Source organism: Pseudomonas sp. BW16M2 (genome assembly GCF_014268865.1).
Taxonomy (GTDB): Bacteria; Pseudomonadota; Gammaproteobacteria; order Pseudomonadales; family Pseudomonadaceae; genus Aquipseudomonas; species Aquipseudomonas peradeniyensis.
On sequence record NZ_JABWRI010000024.1, the window covers coordinates 23,740 to 42,478 of the forward strand.

At 59.4% G+C, this 18,739-nt stretch carries 12 protein-coding genes; all 12 read right to left on the reverse strand.

Annotated elements, in window-relative coordinates:
• Nucleotides 1–211 precede the first annotated feature (211 nt).
• The 12 genes from HU735_RS19545 to HU735_RS19600 all read right to left on the reverse strand — a co-directional run bounded on the left by HU735_RS19545 (nucleotide 212) and on the right by HU735_RS19600 (nucleotide 18,688).
• On the reverse strand, nucleotides 212–1,147 hold the full coding sequence (locus tag HU735_RS19545; RefSeq protein ID WP_186714882.1) for a ketoacyl-ACP synthase III: 936 nt from the start codon (nucleotides 1,145–1,147) through the stop codon (nucleotides 212–214).
• A 271-nt stretch (nucleotides 1,148–1,418) separates the two neighbouring features.
• Nucleotides 1,419–2,309 (reverse strand): class I SAM-dependent methyltransferase, encoded by an 891-nt coding sequence (locus tag HU735_RS19550; RefSeq protein ID WP_186714845.1) that lies wholly within the window; start codon nucleotides 2,307–2,309, stop codon nucleotides 1,419–1,421.
• Between the two features lie 48 nt (nucleotides 2,310–2,357).
• A complete protein-coding gene (locus HU735_RS19555) occupies nucleotides 2,358–3,323 on the reverse strand; it encodes an NAD(P)-dependent oxidoreductase (RefSeq protein WP_186714846.1) in 966 nt (321 codons plus the stop codon).
• On the reverse strand, nucleotides 3,320–4,453 hold the full coding sequence (locus tag HU735_RS19560; RefSeq protein ID WP_186714847.1) for an FkbM family methyltransferase: 1,134 nt from the start codon (nucleotides 4,451–4,453) through the stop codon (nucleotides 3,320–3,322). The genes HU735_RS19555 and HU735_RS19560 overlap by 4 nt, the downstream gene beginning before the upstream one ends.
• A complete protein-coding gene (locus tag HU735_RS19565) occupies nucleotides 4,446–6,290 on the reverse strand; it encodes a thiamine pyrophosphate-binding protein (protein WP_186714848.1) in 1,845 nt (614 codons plus the stop codon). The genes HU735_RS19560 and HU735_RS19565 overlap by 8 nt, the downstream gene beginning before the upstream one ends.
• A gap of 2 nt (nucleotides 6,291–6,292) precedes the next feature.
• On the reverse strand, nucleotides 6,293–7,402 hold the full coding sequence (locus tag HU735_RS19570; RefSeq protein WP_186714849.1) for an N-acetylneuraminate synthase family protein: 1,110 nt from the start codon (nucleotides 7,400–7,402) through the stop codon (nucleotides 6,293–6,295).
• A gap of 149 nt (nucleotides 7,403–7,551) precedes the next feature.
• A complete protein-coding gene (locus tag HU735_RS19575; RefSeq protein ID WP_186714850.1) occupies nucleotides 7,552–11,064 on the reverse strand; it encodes a glycosyltransferase in 3,513 nt (1,170 codons plus the stop codon).
• 68 nt (nucleotides 11,065–11,132) lie between these two features.
• Nucleotides 11,133–12,455: a lipopolysaccharide biosynthesis protein RfbH gene (rfbH, locus tag HU735_RS19580; RefSeq protein WP_186714851.1), complete on the reverse strand. Its 1,323-nt coding sequence runs from the start codon at nucleotides 12,453–12,455 to the stop codon at nucleotides 11,133–11,135.
• On the reverse strand, nucleotides 12,448–13,524 hold the full coding sequence (gene rfbG, locus HU735_RS19585) for a CDP-glucose 4,6-dehydratase (protein ID WP_202888869.1): 1,077 nt from the start codon (nucleotides 13,522–13,524) through the stop codon (nucleotides 12,448–12,450). Before rfbG ends, rfbH begins: the two co-directional genes overlap by 8 nt.
• Complete coding sequence (gene rfbF / locus HU735_RS19590; protein ID WP_186714853.1) at nucleotides 13,506–14,276, reverse strand: glucose-1-phosphate cytidylyltransferase; 771 nt, start codon at nucleotides 14,274–14,276, stop codon at nucleotides 13,506–13,508. Before rfbF ends, rfbG begins: the two co-directional genes overlap by 19 nt.
• 804 nt (nucleotides 14,277–15,080) lie before the next feature.
• The gene (locus HU735_RS19595; RefSeq protein WP_186714854.1) at nucleotides 15,081–15,509 is read right to left on the reverse strand and encodes a hypothetical protein; all 429 of its coding nucleotides are present in this window, start codon (nucleotides 15,507–15,509) and stop codon (nucleotides 15,081–15,083) included.
• 443 nt (nucleotides 15,510–15,952) lie between these two features.
• Nucleotides 15,953–18,688 (reverse strand): glycosyltransferase, encoded by a 2,736-nt coding sequence (locus tag HU735_RS19600; RefSeq protein WP_186714855.1) that lies wholly within the window; start codon nucleotides 18,686–18,688, stop codon nucleotides 15,953–15,955.
• Nucleotides 18,689–18,739: the final 51 nt, after the last annotated feature.

Genomic DNA, 18,739 nt, shown 5'->3' on the forward strand with positions numbered 1-18,739 from the left:
CCTTGGCAATTCGCCGGGTGGTTGGCCTAGAGAACCTTCGTAATGTTTATCGTCGCCAGGGCAGTTTGCTTTAGGGCGAATTCTCAAATTTTTTACTGGCACCCTGCCACCCTCAATGAATTCAGGGATTTGACGCCAGAAACTCAACCCCAGAACAAAAAAAAACGCCGACCACTTGTGGTCGGCGCTTCTGCTGAACACCCACTTTCGGTCAAGTGGCGCGCTCGATAATGGCCGACCCCCAGGACAGGCCCACGCCAAAACCACTCAGGGCGACGCGCTGGTGCTGCGATCCGAGCACATGCTTCTCCAGCAGCAGCGGGATGCTCGACGAAACGGTATTGCCGGTTTCGACCATATCCTTGACGAACCTGGCCTTGTGCTCGCCTTCACAGAACCGCGCGGAAACGGCATCGACAATCGCTGCGCTGCCCTGGTGCAGGCAGTACAGGTCGACATCCTCGGCCTTCAATTGACTGGCCTCGAGCAACTTATGCAAGTGCGCAGGCACCTTGACCAGGGCGAAGTTGTAGACCTGGCGGCCGTTCATGAAGAATTTGCCATCGGTGGTACGCAGATGCTCGGCACCGGCACCATCACTGCCAAACAGCGACTTGCCCAATTGCCAGATCGCACCCTCCCCCATCCAGGTGGCAGTGGCGGCATCGCCGAACAGCATGGTGGTATTGCGATCCTCTGGGTCGACGATCTTCGAATAAGGGTCAGCGGTCAGCAACAAGCCGTTCTTCAGGCCTGCGGCCTCCATGAAGCCCTTCATCGCGTACAGCCCATAGACATAGCCCGAGCAGCCCAGCGAGATGTCGAACGCGGCAAGGGCGGTCGACAGCCCAAGCTTGTGCTGAACGATGGCCGCCGTGTGCGGCAGGCCTTCCGCGTCACCGTTCTGGGTGACGACAATGACGACATCTATGGACGCCGGGTCCAGTGCCGGATTGGCAGCGAACAGATTTTTCGCGGCCTCGACACACAGGTCGGAGGTTTCCTGGGTATCGCCCTTGCGCGGCAGGAAGGTCGAACCGATCTTGCCGAAAATGAATTCTTGATCCTTGCCGAATTTCGCACCTTGGGCGTAGTTGTCGACGCCCTCCACAGGTACGTAACTGGCGATGCTTTTAATGCCAATCATTGTGGCTTCCCAATGGAAATGACGAAAAATCACGGGGCTGGCGACCAGAACCAAACGCCTGGCCTGGCATGTCGACATGGCTGCCCGCAGACTCAATGCACGTGTGATGCACGTTTTGACTGCCAGGTCACGGTTATACGACCAATCCTGTAATCCACGCAATGCCACCTGCGCTATTGAAGCGCCCGAAGACCTCACTGCGTCAGGCGGCGGCATTGCACCGCCGGCCTTCATTTCAACGCCAATGCCACTGCGACATTGCCCGCAGTACTTATGCCTTCCTTACCATGGCCTGCAGAATCCGAGAGGCTGAGCTCAATCGTGGGTCACTCCCTATAGGGGTCGATTGCACATTCAACAATTTGAAACCGCAGGCCAGGAAGAGGTTAGCGAGCGCAGCGGGTGAGAAAAAGTTGATATGTTCGTGCCAATGCCGCTTTTGCGACGGTGAAAGCGCCTGGTTGCCGACCATGAGCGCCTCATGCGGCAACTCCACGTAGAGCAAAGTCTCATCCCCCATGCATTGACGGATCTCGGCAAGCACATCCGTTGGATAGGGAACATGCTCAAGCACCTGGCGGCAGACAATGAGATCGTAAGCGACGCCTTCAACATCGCCCTTTGCGACGCTGCGAGTTCCCACCACGGTAGGTTTGCGGTCGATATCGAAGATGTCAGTCTGGTACCCATCCCCCTTGAACGGAGTGTTCGTGCCATCTCCCCCCCCCCAATCGAGGATGCGCACGGGGCTGAGGTACTGCAGAACGTAATCGATCGTCAGCCCCATTAGCTCGCTAGGCGCCCTCAAGGCAAGATTTCGCGCCTTGAAGCCGGGCTCATAGTGTTCTCGAAGTGCTTCGTATGCCTCACCGTAGTAGCCGTCATACAGGCAGGCCATCTCGCGGTCGGAAAAACGAATATCCAAGAACAACAATTCACATTGTGAACAATGAAGTGTATTGCACAGACAATACGCCATACCTTGGGGAATGGATTTCAGGCCCCACTGCTCATCAATGAGAACAGGCGCCAGCCCTAACGCCCGATGGGAAACGAACGGCATGAGAACAGCCGGCGACCGTTGCAGTTGCACACCACCACAGCAGATGCACTGTTGAGCCACGCGCTCACGTCGCAACGAAGCAGGGAAGTCGTTATTCATGCTTGCATTCCTGATACATCAAAGAAGAAGAGAGTCATTACGTACCGGTCAACGACCCACATGCTCCGCCGCATCCCGTATCGACCTTGCCAGGCTGTAACGCAGGGATAGCCCCAGTTCATCACGCGCCTTGCTGATTGCTGGCACGTAACGACTCCGGAAACTTCCAGGCGACTCTTCACGCCGAGCAATGCGCACAAGCTTCCCGGGCGCGAGTGTGTCGCGAACCAAGTGTGCCAGCTCACCGATCGTAATGACCTCATCAGAGCCTACGTTATAGGCATGCCCTGGCTTCCCGCTACTCAGGAGCACCTCTAGCCAGTGCGCCAGATCTCGCTGATCCATGTAGGTACGCACGGGCGTACCATCGCCATTCACTGCAATGATGGGTGAGCCAAGCGCATCCCTGATGAAATTGCCGATGGCGAAATGCACATCCAGAGGCAAGTCACGCCCGACGAAGGCAAAACAGCGGGCAATCACAACATCAAGCCCGTGCCGATGGCCATACAGGGCGCAAAGATGCTCGGCACAACGTTTGGCCACACTGTATGCATGTCCTGGCTCGAGCGGATCCGGCATGCCATTGTAACTTTCCACGATGCTCCCCATGCCTTGCGGCTGAGGCCCATAAACGCCACCAGAACTTGTCAGCAGGAAACGCGGAATACGATTGGCAACGGCATAGTCCAGCAGATGCCGGGTTCCGTCGACGATCTGCAGATAGCGCTCCAGCGGGCCGAGGGCAGGCCCGGTTGTCGAGTCAGCAGCCGCATGCAGCACATGCGTAAAATTCCGTGATACCGGCAGCGAATCCGGTACCAGAATGTCCCCCTCATGCAGGCGCAGCCAAGGCTGGCCCGCAAACTCAGGGCACCGTTCAAGGAATGCATACGGCATCCGACTTAGTACAGTAACCTTGGGTACCTGGGCGCCGGCATCTGCACATACCTGCCAATGCCGCAACAATGCGCGCCCGAAAAATCCCGTCCCCCCGGTCAGCAATACGTTCATGGGTTGGGTACAGCGTAGAGGACCGACTCGAATGTATTCGGGCAATGCTGGCGGATATAGAAACGGTAGTTCGGGCAGAATTCGAACAGCAGCTCCGGCAACTCCCAGAGATCTTCCGGGTTATGGTAGAGCGATACGATCAGCGTTGGACGGCTGCGACGAATGATCTGCTCGCCTCCCCTCAGTACCTGAGCCTCTGCCCCTTCGACATCGAGCTTGATGAGGTCAACCGGCATACAGGGCAGCATTTGATCCAAGGCCACCGCTGCGATCGAAGTGCCAGCACCATCCTGACTCAGGGAGCAAGCTTCTCCCTGTCCGGCGTTGAATGTCAGGATACTGTAGGTCTGGGCAGCGGCCATGGGCAAGCAAACGGCGTTGGTACCGCCAAGCGCTACCTGCCTTACCAGACGACTGAAGTTTTCCGCATCAGGCTCCAGCAAAAACGCTTGCTTGCAGGTAATGTCGGGGCACGCTATCAGCTCTTCGTAACTGTCACCATCATAGGCACCGCAGTCCACGTAGGTGATACCGCGGCCCCGCAACGCAGGCAAGGTCAATTCATTGATGTAGCGCGCCTCGCTGGAAAGGTAGCTGGCGTATTCCATATCCAGGCCAAGACGGAACGCGCACATGCGATACAGGATTTCCCGGCTTTGCTCATCAGCCAATTGCTCGGCCACTCCAGCAATTCGTCCCATTGCCTCTAACAGGAACGAACGGGCGCTGAGCCAGAATCGCCAGCCAAGATCTTGGGAAAATTGCTCGTACAGCATCCACGGCATCAACGGCGGTGCGAAACCTGCCTCGGCGGCAATCGTCAGCAGCTCATCATACGGCGTATCGCGATTGAAGATCCCAAGCGCCAGCCGCGCTCCCGAATGCTCCCGCGCCAATGCCTGCCAGTCCAGCACAGGCAGGTCAAGCACGGTTGCCACACGGGGAGCGGTCTCGACAAAGCCCGCCACGACAATACCTTGCTTCTGCATCGCCGCCGCCAGGCTTCGACCGAAGTTGCCCGCGCCAAAAATCCAGATGACGCTGCCTGGCTCGATATGTGTCTGTGGCAAACCGGCCGCCTGCTCACGCAGGGCATTGAAATCAGCAGTGCGATAAGTCTTGTCAACCATTGCCGTTGGCTCCTGAGTCAGTGACGGTATGGGGGATTGCGCGTATGGCCAGGGCCTCGTTGCGTAACTGCTCGAGTGTCGCCTGCTCAAGGAACGGGTGCATGTCGTCCAGCTCTGGCGTCACGAATGCACCGTTAGCATCGACGCGAGATTTGATGCGCGGCACGAACTCTTGCCGAGGATCAACGTGCAAGTCGATGAGCAGCGGCCCATTACAGCCCAAGAGCTCATCGAGCCGACGCAGATCCTCCTCACCATGGATCGATTCGGCCCGCAAACCATAAGCGCGAGCAACGGCGGTGAAATCCGGGAACTCCACTCCCGACTCGGGAGTTGCGCCAATCACGCGACCGAAGAAGTTCTCATGCGTCTGCCAGATGGAAAGATAACCACGGTTGTTCAGAACAATCACGATGAGATTGGCCGCGACGGTTTTCAGCGTTTGCAACTCCTGGATATTCATCTGCAGGCTGCCATCGCCCGCGAAGCAGATCACCCGCCGCCCATTCTCCTGGGCAGCAGCCGCTGCCGCACCAAGGGCCGCCGGCAAGTCATACCCCATGGAGGCCGAGCCGGAGTTGCTGAACAAACGCTGACCAGACTGTAGCGCCCCCACCTGGAAGGGCAGGATGCACGCAGAAGCATTGCCACAGACAACAATGTCGTCGGGACGCATCTGAGCAAAGATACGCTCTACCATGACATAGGGATTGAGCGCCGCCCCTGCTTGCTGGCGATGCTCCGCAATAGCCGGGTAGGTCTCGCCGATACGTTTGCACCACTGCACCCAAGCGGAGAAGTTCGGCAGGACGCAACGCGCCAGCTCCTCCTCGAACATATCCAGAAAATCATTCAGGTCTGCGACAACCCCGAGGTCTGGACGAACGGTGGGCTTGTTCAGTTCCGCAGCATCGATATCCACCTGAGCGACCCAGGCGTTTCTCGCAAAGGCCTGCCAGTTGTAACTCGTCTGCCTCACATTCAGCCGTGACCCCAACACCAGCACGAAATCAGCGGTTTGCAGACAGAAGTTGCCAGAGCGCGTACCGATGGTGCCAGGGCGCCCGGCGAACAGCGGGTGGTCACTGGCAATCAGGTCGTGAGTCCACGCAGTGGCCAGGGGGATACGGTAGCGCTCGACCAAGGCCAGCAAGCGCTTCTCCGTTGCCGAAAGCCGAACCCCCGTACCACCCAGGATCAGTGGTCGATGCGACTGCAGCAAGCGACGGACGATCTGCGTGCAGGCGACCCTCAGACCTTCGGCCGGAGCAGGCCGAGTCAGAACCGGGGCAGGAATATTGATCGACGCGGTCGACTGCTGGATGTCCAGGGGAATATCAAGCCATACCGGACCCGGACGTCCGCCAACTGCCTCGGCGTAGGCGGTGGGCAGCATATCCTCAAGGTCTTTCTCGCTGCGCACGATCCGGGCATATTTGCAAACCGGACTGGCCATCGCGATGGTCGGCCCCTCCTGGTCGCCCAACTGCCGCAAGCCCGGCACGTCCTGGAAGGAAACACAGGTTTCACGCTTGATCTGACCAGAGATCACGATCATCGGAATCGAGTCGGTGAATGCGCCGTGCACACCATTGAGAGCATTGATCGAACCCGGCCCGGTGGTCAGCATCACCACCGCAGGCTTGCCGGTGACCCGTGCGTACCCCTCAGCAGCCATGGCACATGCCTGCTCATGGTGCATGAAAGTACAACGCAGGCCTTCATGCCCACCAAGCGCCTGGTTGAGGAACATGGCGCCGCCGCCAGTGACAGTGAAGACTTGTTCGACACCCTGCTGCACCAACCACTGAGCGATCTGCTCGGAAACACGCTTCATGCTCAAAGCCCCCTGTTCAGGATCAGGTTCTTGAGCGCGGGCGTTTCGCTGTAGGGGCCGTCGATATGCTCGATAGTCAAGCGCTCGTTGGCCTTGATCGACTGCAAGAGACGCTCGCCATTCATCACCTCACGGCACGACAGCTGCCCTTTATGCAGCGGGATGGCCAGATAGAAATCCTTTTCGAATTCGTCGCGCGTCAGCACATAACCAGGCTCCAGGTCACGTCGCGCATAGGCGCCACGCACGAGGGCGTTGAGATACTCGGTTTCCTTGCGCGAGATGATGCGCCGGCTGGCACTCACGCCCCCGCACATTTCCTTGGCCTTGTGGAATGCCTTGTACCAACTGTCGCACTGTTCCGGCAGCGAGCAGTAGTTGGAGACCGGAACGCCCTCATACTGTATGTCGATATGACGCTCCCAGGTACGGGCCCCTTTGCCGTAGGAGATCAGCATCGACGAATGCCAGTCGTGATACTCATGGGTAGACAAGCCAATCACGTGACCTGGATAGCGATTGCGCAGATAGTCGATCTGATCCAGGTGCAGTTCATCATCTTCACTGGGGTAGAGCGAAACGCAGTGGTTTATCGAAAGCGGGATGTCACGCTTCTCGAAATATCGAACTACGTCATCGAGGTCCTTCTCCGATGCCCCCCCAGTCGAGATGATGGTCGGGCGGCGCGTGGAGGCGATCTTCTCGATCAATGGCCAGTCATTCATGTCAGAACTGGCAATCTTGAGAATCGGCATGTCGAACTCGACGCACAGGTCTACCGAGGCCTCGTCGAACGGGGTAGCCATGGGAATGCAACTCAGATTGCGGACTTCCTCAACCATCCGGGCAAACTCGGCCTTGCTCAGTCGAGTGTCCTCGGTCTTCTTCACATAGCGCAGCTCTGTCGTACCCTTGAAGTCCGGGTGGATGAATTCATCGACGTCGCGAAACTGCAGTTTTATCGCAGCTTTGACATTGTTGAAGCGTGCGATAGCGCCGTGATCTCGAATGATCTTCAGCCCCCGCTCCAGGCTGCCCCAGTGATTGTTGGCCAGTTCAAGCACGAACAGGTTTTCGAACAGATCTTTGTCACGTTGGCTGATGGTTTTCATTAAAGCTCCCCTGCTCACTCGCATGACTGAATGGATGTCGGCGCCCAGATCTTGGTCCGTCTGGACTACCGCAAGTGGATGATGACCTTGCAGTGCACCGATCCTGTAAATGTTGTGTGGATAATCGCGGCCTGTTGCGTACCCGCCCGTCAGCCGGGGAGCCAGGCCTTTAGTCGCGTCTGGATATGGTCCTCATCCAGCATCCACTGCGTCAGGACCGCTTCCTGCAATGCATCGCCACACCTGGCGCTGGCCTCCGGCTCCGCCAGGTACATCCGAATGGTTTCAACCCAGTCCCTGGAAATGTTCCTGACCGGTATCACAGCCAGCCCTTGCAGGGACCAAACGTCACTGCAGACCACAGGCACTCCGCACGCGGCATATTCCAAAAGGCGCGACGGGCTTCGGCATTCGCCGAGCAAGCCCGGAGCCAAGGGCGCGATGGCCAGGTCCAGATTCAAGGAGGCAAGCTTTACCGGATATTCATCGAACGACACCGCATCATGCTGCTCGCTAAGATAAGGGCGAAGAAGCGACGGACACTGACCCAGACATACCCAGTCGACTTCCCCGTGCAACTGCTGGACGATCTCCAGTAACAATGCCTGCTCCTGCGCGCCCCCTCCGTCAACCCACCCGAGGCGAGGACGAGTACTGAACCGCCGCTGACTCCGCAACCCGCTCCAGCGAGCCGGACTCAAGCGATCAGGGATTACACGAATATCCGCGCAGGTATCGCGCAACGCTTCGGCCAATCCCGGCGTCGCCACCAGCAACCGGTCGGCCATGGCAGACAAGCGACGCAGCGCTCCGTCAACCGGCGCCGACAGTGAATCCCCAGTCTCTGTGCAATACAGAGTATCGACCTCCAGCACCTTGAATGCCGATGTGAACCGTGCGTTTTGCCGCAATGCCTCGACCTGCGTCTCGAGGCGAGGCGGCTGCATGACCCATGCGTCAGGCTGCAAACGTTCGAGCTCTACCGGCGAATAATTGCGAAGGGCCAGACGGATATCGGCCTGACCGTTGCTCCTCATGGCCAGCGCGGGATCGATGATGCGGCTATGTCCGCTGGCTTCGAAATCCGCAGGCATCGTCAACACCACGGGCAGCGGACGCCAGCTTAAATAACGGCAGGCGAGCCCGGGATCGGTTTCCAGCGTAAAACCAGAGCCTTGCAGAGACAGGTTGCGGTTGTACGCCGGGTCATGAGCAATAAGAGGCAACCATTTTCGCAACAGCGCATCTTGCTGCACTTGCCCTTCGTCACTGGTCGCAGCCTCCTGCCTGGACGCATCACGCCCCTCGCAGAACAGAACAGCGTGAGGCGTCCAGACGGTGAGATAGCCCGCTTGCATCGACTTCAGGCACAAGTCGATGGCTGCGCCAGAGCCGTTGAATTGCAGCATGTCCAGGCCACCCAACGCCTCGAAAAGCGAGCGCCGGATCATCAGGCAGGCAGCGGAAACCGCGCTGTAGTTCTGATCCATTTCGAGGCGGCGCATATAGCCCAAACCATTGGTCTGGCCACTGAAGGCAGTACTTGCCGCACCGTTGAGTCCAAGCACCATGCCGGCCTGCTCCACCGTGCCACCAGGGTGCAGCAACTTGCCGCCAACAATCCCCACCTCCGGACGCTGCGCGTGGTTGAGCAATGCATCCAGCCAGTCGCTGTGGACCACCGTTGTGTCACTACTCAACATGAGCAGGTAATCACCTCGGGCATGCTGGACAGCACGCTGCATGGCCACCGCACCAGCGCCGGTCAGCACACTGATGCCACCCACTTGCTGGGACGCAAGACCATCGAGCCAGACCCGCGTGGCCCAATCAGCCTCGCCACCGTCCAGCAGGAGAATCTCATAGCGGGGATAGGTGGTTGTTTCCATCAGCGAGGTGATGCAGTGCTGGATCTGTCCAGCTTGCCCACCAATGGGCACGATGATCGAGACCAGCGGCTCATCCTCGTGGCCGTAATGGATTCGATGAATGCCTGGAAGGTGCTTCTGCACCCTTGCGCGCGAATACCCACGACGGTTCAGATGCTGCGCCACAACAGCCTGCGCCTGCGGACTATGAGCCGGCCGGATGGCATCGGTGATGAATACCGGCTCACTGACATGCGCAAGGCCGTCCACGCCATCACTGCCCTCGATCAACCACAGTAGCAGGGCAAGCTCGATCGCACCGGCACATGCCGGGTCAAAACCACCTGCGTCGAGGAATACCTCCCGCTTGTAAAACCAGTGATACGCCATGTCTGCAGGCGCGCTCAGCAGCATGTCGAGGTTGAAGTCCGGTCGCAGTATCGTTTCCATATCGCCGGAAGGATGGCGGACGACCTCATCGGTATAGAACGCGCGCACATTCGCCGATGCCAGCAATTCCAGGGCAAGGAGGGCCAACCCGAACGTCGTGAACGTCGTCCCGGCACGAACGAAGCACAACCACTGTCCGTGACATTGATTCAGCGCGACTTCGTTAAGGGTTTCAGCGTCGGCATCGCCCGGCAGATGGATACCAATGAATGGGTAACCTTGCTCCAGCAAGCTTTGACGCGTGACTTCAACCGCACCTGGCTGGCCATCCGGCACGAGAATAAAATCGAAACGAGGCAATGCTTGCTGGCATGCCTCCAGGCGCTGGATGATCAATTCAGCCTGGGCATCATTGGGGGTACGCTGGCGCAGCCACTGCCTGACCATCTGGCTATGCGCAAACGCTGGCGTCGCAGCACCCTGTTCCACGGAAACGTCATTGAGCAAACGAGGCTGGATCGACATCGCCTGTGTCTTGGCAATGAAGATATCAAACTGTTCCCAGAAGCGATTCTGCAGCCTGGCATAGGTCTGCGAAACAATATCCAGACCGGCAACGGCCTGGGCGACTGCTTCATCAGAATCCTCAAAGGCCAGACCGTGAGTACCGAACTCGCCACCACCAATAGGCACACCGTCAAAAAAGGGTGACTTGAGGATCACTGCCGGGCAACCGCATAGCATTGCTTCCAGCGCAATGGCCGTGGATGAGAAACAGTAGACGCGCTCACTGCGCCGGAAAAGCTCAGCCATTTCCTCCGGCGTAGCGGGCCACTTGCTCGTGATGATGGTGCATTTCGCAGCCAGCTCTGGGTACTGCTGCAAGGCATCGATGTAACGCCCTGGATACAGCAACCAGCCCTTTCGATGTTGATCGAAACTGTTAGCCTGGTTGTTGAAAATCGACGTATCGATGGGCGGCATGAACAGAATGTGGTCGTCACCAAGCCCTTCAGGAAGCAGGTTCTCGCCATACGCGAAAATCATGTCGGTGGCGGGGAACTCGCTGTCGCCCCCCAGCAATCCTGGCACATTCAGCAAGTACCGCACGACCGATTGCCCATTGGCAGGGTTGCCCCGCACCACCTCCGGATACACCACGATCGGTTGACGCCCCGCCTCAGCATGTTGCTGCTCCAGGATGTCAGTCAGCAGGGGCGTATGCCACAGCGGATTGGTCTGCTTGGCGAACAGCAGATACGCATCCTGCCCGCAACGATTGAGCAGATGGCAGATCAGGTGGGTCACACGAATGCCCGCCGAGGTCTGACGGTAATCCGGAGCGTAGATGTAGTACGGACGCTTCGGTGCCGTGTGCAACGGCGGGTAAGTGCGGCTGGCCATGAACTATCCTTCGAGCCTCTGCATCGGTGGACGATTGAGCTTGAAACGCGTCTGTTCGAAGCAGTTCATCAGCGCAACCTGCGCACGTACTGTTCGATCGTGCTGGCAACGTGCTCAAGATGCTCTTCGCCGAGCCCCGGCCACAAACCTGTCCAGAACGTGTCCTTCATCACCTTGTCAGTGACATGTAGGTCGCTGGCTACGCGGTACTGCTGGTCCTTCATATAGGGCTGGCGGGTCAGGTTGCCGGCAAACAGCAAACGCGTACCGACCTTGTTTGCATCAAGGTGGCGCAGCAGGTCCAGGCGATCGGTGCCGCAATTGTCGCGCAGGGTCAACGGGAAGCCGAACCAGGAGGGATCACTGCTGGGAGTCGCATGGGGCAGGATCAGCTGTTCGGCGCACCCGGCGAGGCGATCGCTGAGCCAGGCGAAGTTGCGTTTGCGCGCGGCGATGAAGTCATCCACCCGATCCATCTGTGCCAAGGCGCAGGCGGCTTGCATGTCGGTGATCTTCAGGTTGTAGCCCAGGTGCGAGTAGGTGTACTTGTGGTCGTAACCTTGCGGCAGGTCGCCAAGCTGCCAGCAAAAGCGCTTGCTGCAGGTGTTGTCCTCACCTGGACCGCAATAGCAGTCCCGCCCCCAGTCGCGGAACGACTCGACGATGCGCTTGAGCAAAGGCGAGTCTGTGAACACGGCCCCGCCCTCGCCCATGGTGATATGGTGCGCCGGATAGAAGCTCAGCGTTCCCAGGTCACCGAAGCTGCCAACCTGGCGACCGTCATAAGTGGCACCCAGGGCGTCGCAGCAGTCCTCGATCAGCCACAGACCATAGCGGTCGCAGAGTTCGCGCACGACCTTGAGGTTGAACGGGTTGCCCAGTGTGTGGGCCAGCATGATTGCCTTGGTACGCGGACCGATAGCCGCCTCGATCAACGCCGGGTTGATGTTGTAGGTGCCCATCTCGATATCGACGAACACCGGCACCGCGCCGAACTGCAGGATCGGGTTGACCGTGGTCGGGAAACCGGCAGCGACACCGATGACTTCGTCACCTTTGCGAATGGCACGGTCGCCCAGACGCGGCGAGGTGAGCGCGGAAAACGCCAGCAGGTTGGCCGATGACCCTGAGTTGGCAGTCAGTACGCCGCGTCGGCCGAGATAGCGGGCCAGGCGCTTTTCGAAGGCCTGGTTGAAACGGCCGGTGGTCAGCCAGCCATCGAGTACCGCCTCGGTCATGGCTTTCAACTCCGGCGCCCCGATGACCTTGCCCGACGGCGGTATGGCATGCTGCCCGGGTACAAATTGCGGGGTCGCCAGTTCCAGCTCCGCATAGCGGCCCACGAGCTCGGCAATTTGCTGGCGCAACTGCTGCGCCGTTTGATCAGTCATTGTTTTCGCCTTCATGTTCCGCGATCTGTGCACGGCTGTATTGCTGCATGTCCTGGCCGTCGCGCCAGGCACGATGCCAATCGAGGGTTCGTTGCAGGGCCTGCGGCAAGCCCCAGCTCGGGCGCCAGCCCAAGAGTTGGCGGGCCCGGGATGAATCGAGGGTGAGCAGCCCCGCCTCATGGGGCTGGTCGAGCGATTCGACCGCCCAGCGCGCATCGCCGGACCACTGCTCGGCCATGGCCTGGACCACCTCGCCAACGGTGGCCGTGCCTTCGCTGTCGGGGCCGAAGTTCCAAGCCTGGGCAACCGCCTGGCCCTGTTCGACCAACGCCTGGGCCAGAAGCAGATAGCCTTGCAGCGGGTCGAGCACGTGCTGCCACGGACGCACCGCGCCCGGATAGCGCAGGGTCAACGAATCGCCCGCATCCCAGGCACGCAGGATGTCCGGCAGCAACCGGTCCGCCGACCAGTCGCCGCCGCCGATCACATTGCCGGCGCGGGCGGTCGCCAGCGCGACACCGCGCTCGCGCAGGAAGGAATCACGCCATGAGGCGCAGAGCAGCTCGGCACAGGCCTTGCTGCTGCTGTATGGGTCGTGACCACCGAGGGCGTCCTGCTCACGATAGGGCCATAGCCACTCGCGGTTTTCGTAGCACTTGTCGCTGGTCACCACCAGCACAGCGCGCACCGTGTCGCACTGGCGCACGGCCTCGAGCAGGTTGAGGGTGCCGATGACGTTGGTGGCGTAGGTGTCCGCCGGGGTCCGGTAAGACTCCCGTACCAGCGGTTGCGCGGCGAGGTGCAGGACCACTTCGGGACGGAATGCCTGAAGGCTGCGACGCAGCTGCTCGGCGTCGCGAATATCGGCGAACTCGCCCGCCAGGCACTCAGCCAGGCGAATGCTCTGGTGCAATGCCGGCTGGGTCTGCGGGGCAAGCGAATATCCGTACACCTCAGCACCAAGCTCGCTGAGCCACAAACCCAGCCAGCCACCCTTGAAGCCGCTATGGCCGGTCAGGAATACCCGACGCCCGGCCCAGAATTCACGGCTTACGGCCATACCCGCCATTGCGCCTCTCCCAATTTCCAGCGCTCTTCGAGGTAGTTACGGTCACGCAGGGTGTCCATCGCTTGCCAGAAGCCGCGGTGGGTGTGGCTCATCAACTGGCCGTCCTGCGCAAGCGCGCGCATGGGTTCGTATTCCCAGGTGGTTTCGTCACCGTCGATGTAGTCGAAAATGCCAGGCTCAAGCACGAAGAAACCGCCGTTGATCCAACCACCGTCGCCCAGTGGCTTCTCCTGGAAACCCCGCACCTGCTCGCCCCGCACATCGAGCGCGCCGTAGCGCCCAGGCGGCTGCACCGCCGTTACCGTCGACAGCTTGCCGTGGCTCTTGTGGAAGTCGATCAACGCCGGAATATCGACGTCGGCCACGCCATCGCCATAGGTGAGGCAGAAGGTGTCGTCGCCCACGTAGTCACGCACGCGCTTGATCCGCCCGCCGGTGGCGGTGTTCTCACCGGTGTCCACCAGCGTTACTCGCCACGGCTCGGCGTTGCGGTTGTGAATGTGCATGCGGTTTTCCGACATGTCGAAAGTCACGTCGGACATGTGCAGGAAGTAGTTGGCGAAATATTCCTTGATCACGTAGCCCTTGTAGCCCAGGCAAATCACGAAATCGTTGATCCCATGATGGGAGTAGATCTTCATGATGTGCCATATGATCGGCTTGCCGCCGATCTCGATCATTGGCTTGGGGCGAAGGTGTGATTCTTCGCTGATGCGTGTACCCAGGCCGCCGGCCAGGATGACTGTTTTCATTGTCGACTTACCTTGGAAGGCCGCGGCCCTGGACGGGCTGACAAAATACTGACCAATTCAGCTACTTGGGCAGACTTAGCAAAAAGACTGCCAACTCGCGCCTAGGCAAAGTACCACCGAGCGATTCGCTCGCAGGAAATCTCCCGACAAGCCTGAATGCCAATGCCCGGCTGGATGCCGGACATTGGATAGCTCAATCAGCTCAATTGATTGTCAAAGGGCTCCCGGGCTGCACCGTCGTGCCATCAAGATTCAGCAACCATGCAATGCCATCGCAATCGGCATCGTGCAGGTCACTTATCCTTACCAGCACGTTGACCGAATCGCCCACCGGCTGGCCGTCTTCGTGCTCATTGGATGCCACATCACCCTGCTTGAACGCCTTCTACCCGGTGAAAGGTTTCTTGATGCAGAGCAGTGCAGAACCGGCAACCGCGTCTCACCCGCCTGGAACGGCGATACCGTTGCCCTGCTCAACGAAGTGCAAAGGAAAGATGTATGTCGGCCACGCCACTCAACGCCATCTTGCGCTTCAGGAATTACTTAAAGGGCCAGGGGCTCTCCCCCGGTACGCAGCATGCTGGACAGATAGCTCCAAATCATTTGATACGCAAATCATCCAACAACCTGAATCTGTCAATAAATCGCCACCTACAGGGCACCCTCGAGCCGCGAAACAATGCGTATCAAGGTACCCTTCGCCCATTATCGACACCCCAAGCGACCAAGCGCCCCCTAGATCAATGAGCCTGGTATAGACAATCTGAACCCGCAGATCCAGCTGAGGTTACCCCGCGCTAACGCTTACAGCTTGGGGGGAGGACATTCTGCTTGCTGGTAAGTCAGCGTATACGTGTAATGCCTGTCAAAACTGTAGGGCGTACTACCTGGGGCGGACCACTCAGCATACTTCCCCGACATACTGGCAGGCCCCAACAGCTCTCCCATGCCAATGGTCGCTACGTTGCCATAACCGGCCAACGGAACGCTGCCATACCAATGGATTTCATCTCCGCTCGCAAACCATGCACCATTCCATTTGGCTTCAGTAGTGGAATACCAGGTCTTATCGGGCTTGAAACAGAGCATTTGAATGGTGGCGACAGCACCGTTGGAAACATGAAAGGTGGTCAGCTTCCAGTACCCTAATTGCGGTTCACCTGCTTGTGCAGAGAAAGCCACCCCTAAAGCGATGCCCAGAACAGATAACCGGCTCAACATTTTCTTCATCATCAATTTTCCTTGTATTTTCTGCGCGAGCTCCGTGCCAATCACAGATGATTGATCGCACCCCAGCACCTCACAAGCGCTGGTCATAGCATAATATGCATTATGGCATTTTTAATCAATGCATAAACGCATAGATCTTTATGAAAACTCCTACTGCCTCGATCTTGTCGCTGGATTCGCTTAGCACAAAACGCAGGCGACCACTGATTGCCTGGAGCAACTCGGGCTGGGTTGCGGATGGGATGGGTGTCGCTATTGTCGATTCGCGACGGAAAGCCTCAGCCCTCATTTCGTCAACACTCAGTCGCACGAAGGGTTTTGGAGATTTTGCCGAAGGACGGGAGAAGGGATGCAACTGCGCAGCATCGAAGCATGCCGGGAGGAGAAGGTGACGCGAAACGGGGATACGGCGACTGGCGCCGCACCCCGTCAATAAACCGCCTGGCTTACAAGCCCTGGCGGAGTTGGTCGAGCCAGGCCAACGCAGGAACCTGTACGTCTCGACCACTGAACGCCGCCGGCCAGCGAGCCTGCAGCTCGAGCGCAAGGCCCTCGTCCAGTACAGGCAACGCGCTCACCTGCAACTGCGCCTGAGGCGTCCACACCACCAACTGGCCGGCTTCAGTCGCCGCCAGGCACAGGTCAAGGTCGGCCCCCTCCATGATCTGCAAGCCACCGCAATGGGCGAAGACCTCCTGGCGGACCATCAGGCAGTCAGCCGAAACGGCAGCACAACCGCGCACGGCCTCCGGCCAGCGGGCATTGCGGCACTCCTCGCCCGACAGGCCCTGCCAAGGCACTGCCACTTGCGGCCCTTCCAATAGGGCATAGCCGCCATGTGCCAGGGCGCCATCGACGGTACGCAGCGCCGCCCCCGTCACCCCCACTTCCGGGCGCTGTGCCTCATTGAGCAACGCTTCGATCCAGGCTGGCGTGATGACCTGGCATTGCGCCGACAACAGCACCAGGTACTCACCGCGCGCCTGCCCTGCGGCCTGGTTCAGCCAGGCACTGCGCGAGCCAGCAGATTCGCCCACCAACACCTGTACGCGCCCCCCAAGATGCTGCAACGCCTCCACTTCCTTCTCCGCACACACCACCAGCACCTCGTAACGCGGGTATCGGGTACGTTGCAGGACACTGGTCAAGCAGGCCTCGAGCTCGGCATGGTCACCCGTACTGGCCACCAGAATACTCACCAGCGGTGTTGCCGCATGCCGAAAATCGATACGCAACCCCTTGTTTGGCTGCTCGCTCACCTGGGCGCGATACCCCAGCTGGGTCAAATGACGATTGAGCGCACCCTGCGCCGCATCCATCAGTGCCGCCGCAGCTTGCTGCGTGATGACGAGATAGTCATCCAGGTGCGCAAGGCAACCGACCCCCTGCGCCTCGATCAGTCGCAGCAGCAAGTCGAACTCCAGGGCTTGCCGATGGGCTTCGCTGTAACCACCCAGATCGACCACCGCCTGACGACGCAACAGCCAGTGCCGGGACATCAGGCCTGGCTGGCTACGCAGCAGATTCAGGTCCGCGCCAGGACGCATCACGGCATGTAGACGCCCCTCCTCGTCACGCTGCACTTCGTTGGCGCAAATCGCCTGGCAAGCAGGCGACTCGGCCAGTTCCACCAGAAGGTGTAGCAATCCGCCCGCCTGCAGTTCGTCTCCTGCCTGCAACAACAGCAACCATTCGCTCGGCAACTGGCGCACCACCTGGTTCAGATGCGCCAACCAGTTGCCGTCATTGACCTGGATAAAGTGCAAGGTATCGCGCGCAGTGGTGATCACCGGCGGCTTGCCACCTTTGAGGACCACCAGCTTGAAGTCGCGAATACCGCTGGCCAGCAGGCTGTCGAAAGTAGCCTGCAACGCCGCATCATCGTTCACCAGATCCAGTACCACGAAGGCGATCTGCGCAGCGGGATGGCTGGACAGGTGATTCAACACCTGCTGACGCGCCGTCGCGTCAGGGGTCGCCGCGCCAATACTCGCCAGCAATTGCCCGGACGGGGTGGCCTGCAAGCGCGGCTGGCGATCAACCCCCGGCACTTGTCGCAAACGCTCGAGCCAATTGCGTATCTCACGCAATTGATCACCATCGCGTTCTGCGTCCAACGTCTCCACCAGCTTTTGACAGAGGTGCGGGTCGAACAGTCCGAGCGCCAGCGCTTGCCAGTAACGCAATTGCAAACTGGCGGGCGTGTCATTGGGATGCACCTGCAACAGATCACGCTGGCGTACCCAGCGGCCTTCCAGTGCTGCGTGCTGCGCCTTGCCAGCCGGCAAGGCATGGCAGAGAAACTCCAGCGCTGCCAGTTGGGTAAACAGGGCGCTACTGTAGTAAGGCATCTCGACATACTGGCGCGGCTCGAAAAGCCGTTCAGGATCATCGATCACGCTGCTCCAGGTGGAAGTGAACAACAGGGGCGCCTCGCCGTGATCATAGGTCCCGCGAACGAAGCGATGGAGTACTGCAAATTCACCATCGCCAACGCATAGGGCCTGCCCCTGGGCATCCCATTGACGAAGAACGAACAATGCACGATTCATGCGCTCCTCGCGCAAGACCTGATCGCAGCCCTCGGCCTCCAGGCTGCACAGCACATCGGTCTGTTCGAGCAGGGCGACCTCGCCTTGGGCGAGGATCGCATATGACAACCCCAGACAGAACACGGCCGGATCATCGCCCGCCGGGGTCTGATCCAGCGCCGCCTGCAAGGCTGGCAGTCGGGTGACGGCACGCCATGCCTGACGGCGCGCCTGACCATACTGGCGTAGACGCGCCAGCCCTCCCTCGCCCTCCAGTGCAGGCATTGCTCCCCCCACCTTGTGGTACGTCAGCCGGGCATTGCCCGTCCTGAAGCCCAGCGCATGGCCTTGGGCTGCAATGGCACTCGACTGCGCCTCCAGCTGAACAACGGCGGCCTGCAGGGCTGGAACCAGCGCAAAGTCAGACTCGTGGGCAAGCACCACGTAGGGAGTGGTCACCTGCTGCAACAATTGCCCAAGAAGCTCACTGTAACGCTGCGCTGCCTGCTTTTTAGGCTGCACGTCAAGCAATAAGCACTGGACGCCGGCCCTCTGGTAATAGTGCTGCGCACGAGCCCGGTAGTCGGCCTGCCCCTGCCCCAGCAATACGACAGTCACCTCGGTGCACGGTGCAGTTGTGATTTCGGCCATAGTGCCCTCTTCAAAGTGTCGGTTCGGCGCGCGGTCATCCCGCAGCTACCA

What these genes read in the sequence shown, in the direction of transcription:
- HU735_RS19545 (WP_186714882.1), bottom strand. Translation starts at nt 1,147, where the DNA reads ATGATTGGCATTAAAAGCATCGCCAGTTACGTACCTGTGGAGGGCGTC.
- HU735_RS19550 (WP_186714845.1), bottom strand. Translation starts at nt 2,309, where the DNA reads ATGAATAACGACTTCCCTGCTTCGTTGCGACGTGAGCGCGTGGCTCAA.
- HU735_RS19555 (WP_186714846.1), bottom strand. Translation starts at nt 3,323, where the DNA reads ATGAACGTATTGCTGACCGGGGGGACGGGATTTTTCGGGCGCGCATTG.
- HU735_RS19560 (WP_186714847.1), bottom strand. Translation starts at nt 4,453, where the DNA reads ATGGTTGACAAGACTTATCGCACTGCTGATTTCAATGCCCTGCGTGAG.
- HU735_RS19565 (WP_186714848.1), bottom strand. Translation starts at nt 6,290, where the DNA reads ATGAAGCGTGTTTCCGAGCAGATCGCTCAGTGGTTGGTGCAGCAGGGT.
- HU735_RS19570 (WP_186714849.1), bottom strand. Translation starts at nt 7,402, where the DNA reads ATGAAAACCATCAGCCAACGTGACAAAGATCTGTTCGAAAACCTGTTC.
- HU735_RS19575 (WP_186714850.1), bottom strand. Translation starts at nt 11,064, where the DNA reads ATGGCCAGCCGCACTTACCCGCCGTTGCACACGGCACCGAAGCGTCCG.
- rfbH (WP_186714851.1), bottom strand. Translation starts at nt 12,455, where the DNA reads ATGACTGATCAAACGGCGCAGCAGTTGCGCCAGCAAATTGCCGAGCTC.
- rfbG (WP_202888869.1), bottom strand. Translation starts at nt 13,524, where the DNA reads ATGGCGGGTATGGCCGTAAGCCGTGAATTCTGGGCCGGGCGTCGGGTA.
- rfbF (WP_186714853.1), bottom strand. Translation starts at nt 14,276, where the DNA reads ATGAAAACAGTCATCCTGGCCGGCGGCCTGGGTACACGCATCAGCGAA.
- HU735_RS19595 (WP_186714854.1), bottom strand. Translation starts at nt 15,509, where the DNA reads ATGATGAAGAAAATGTTGAGCCGGTTATCTGTTCTGGGCATCGCTTTA.
- HU735_RS19600 (WP_186714855.1), bottom strand. Translation starts at nt 18,688, where the DNA reads ATGGCCGAAATCACAACTGCACCGTGCACCGAGGTGACTGTCGTATTG.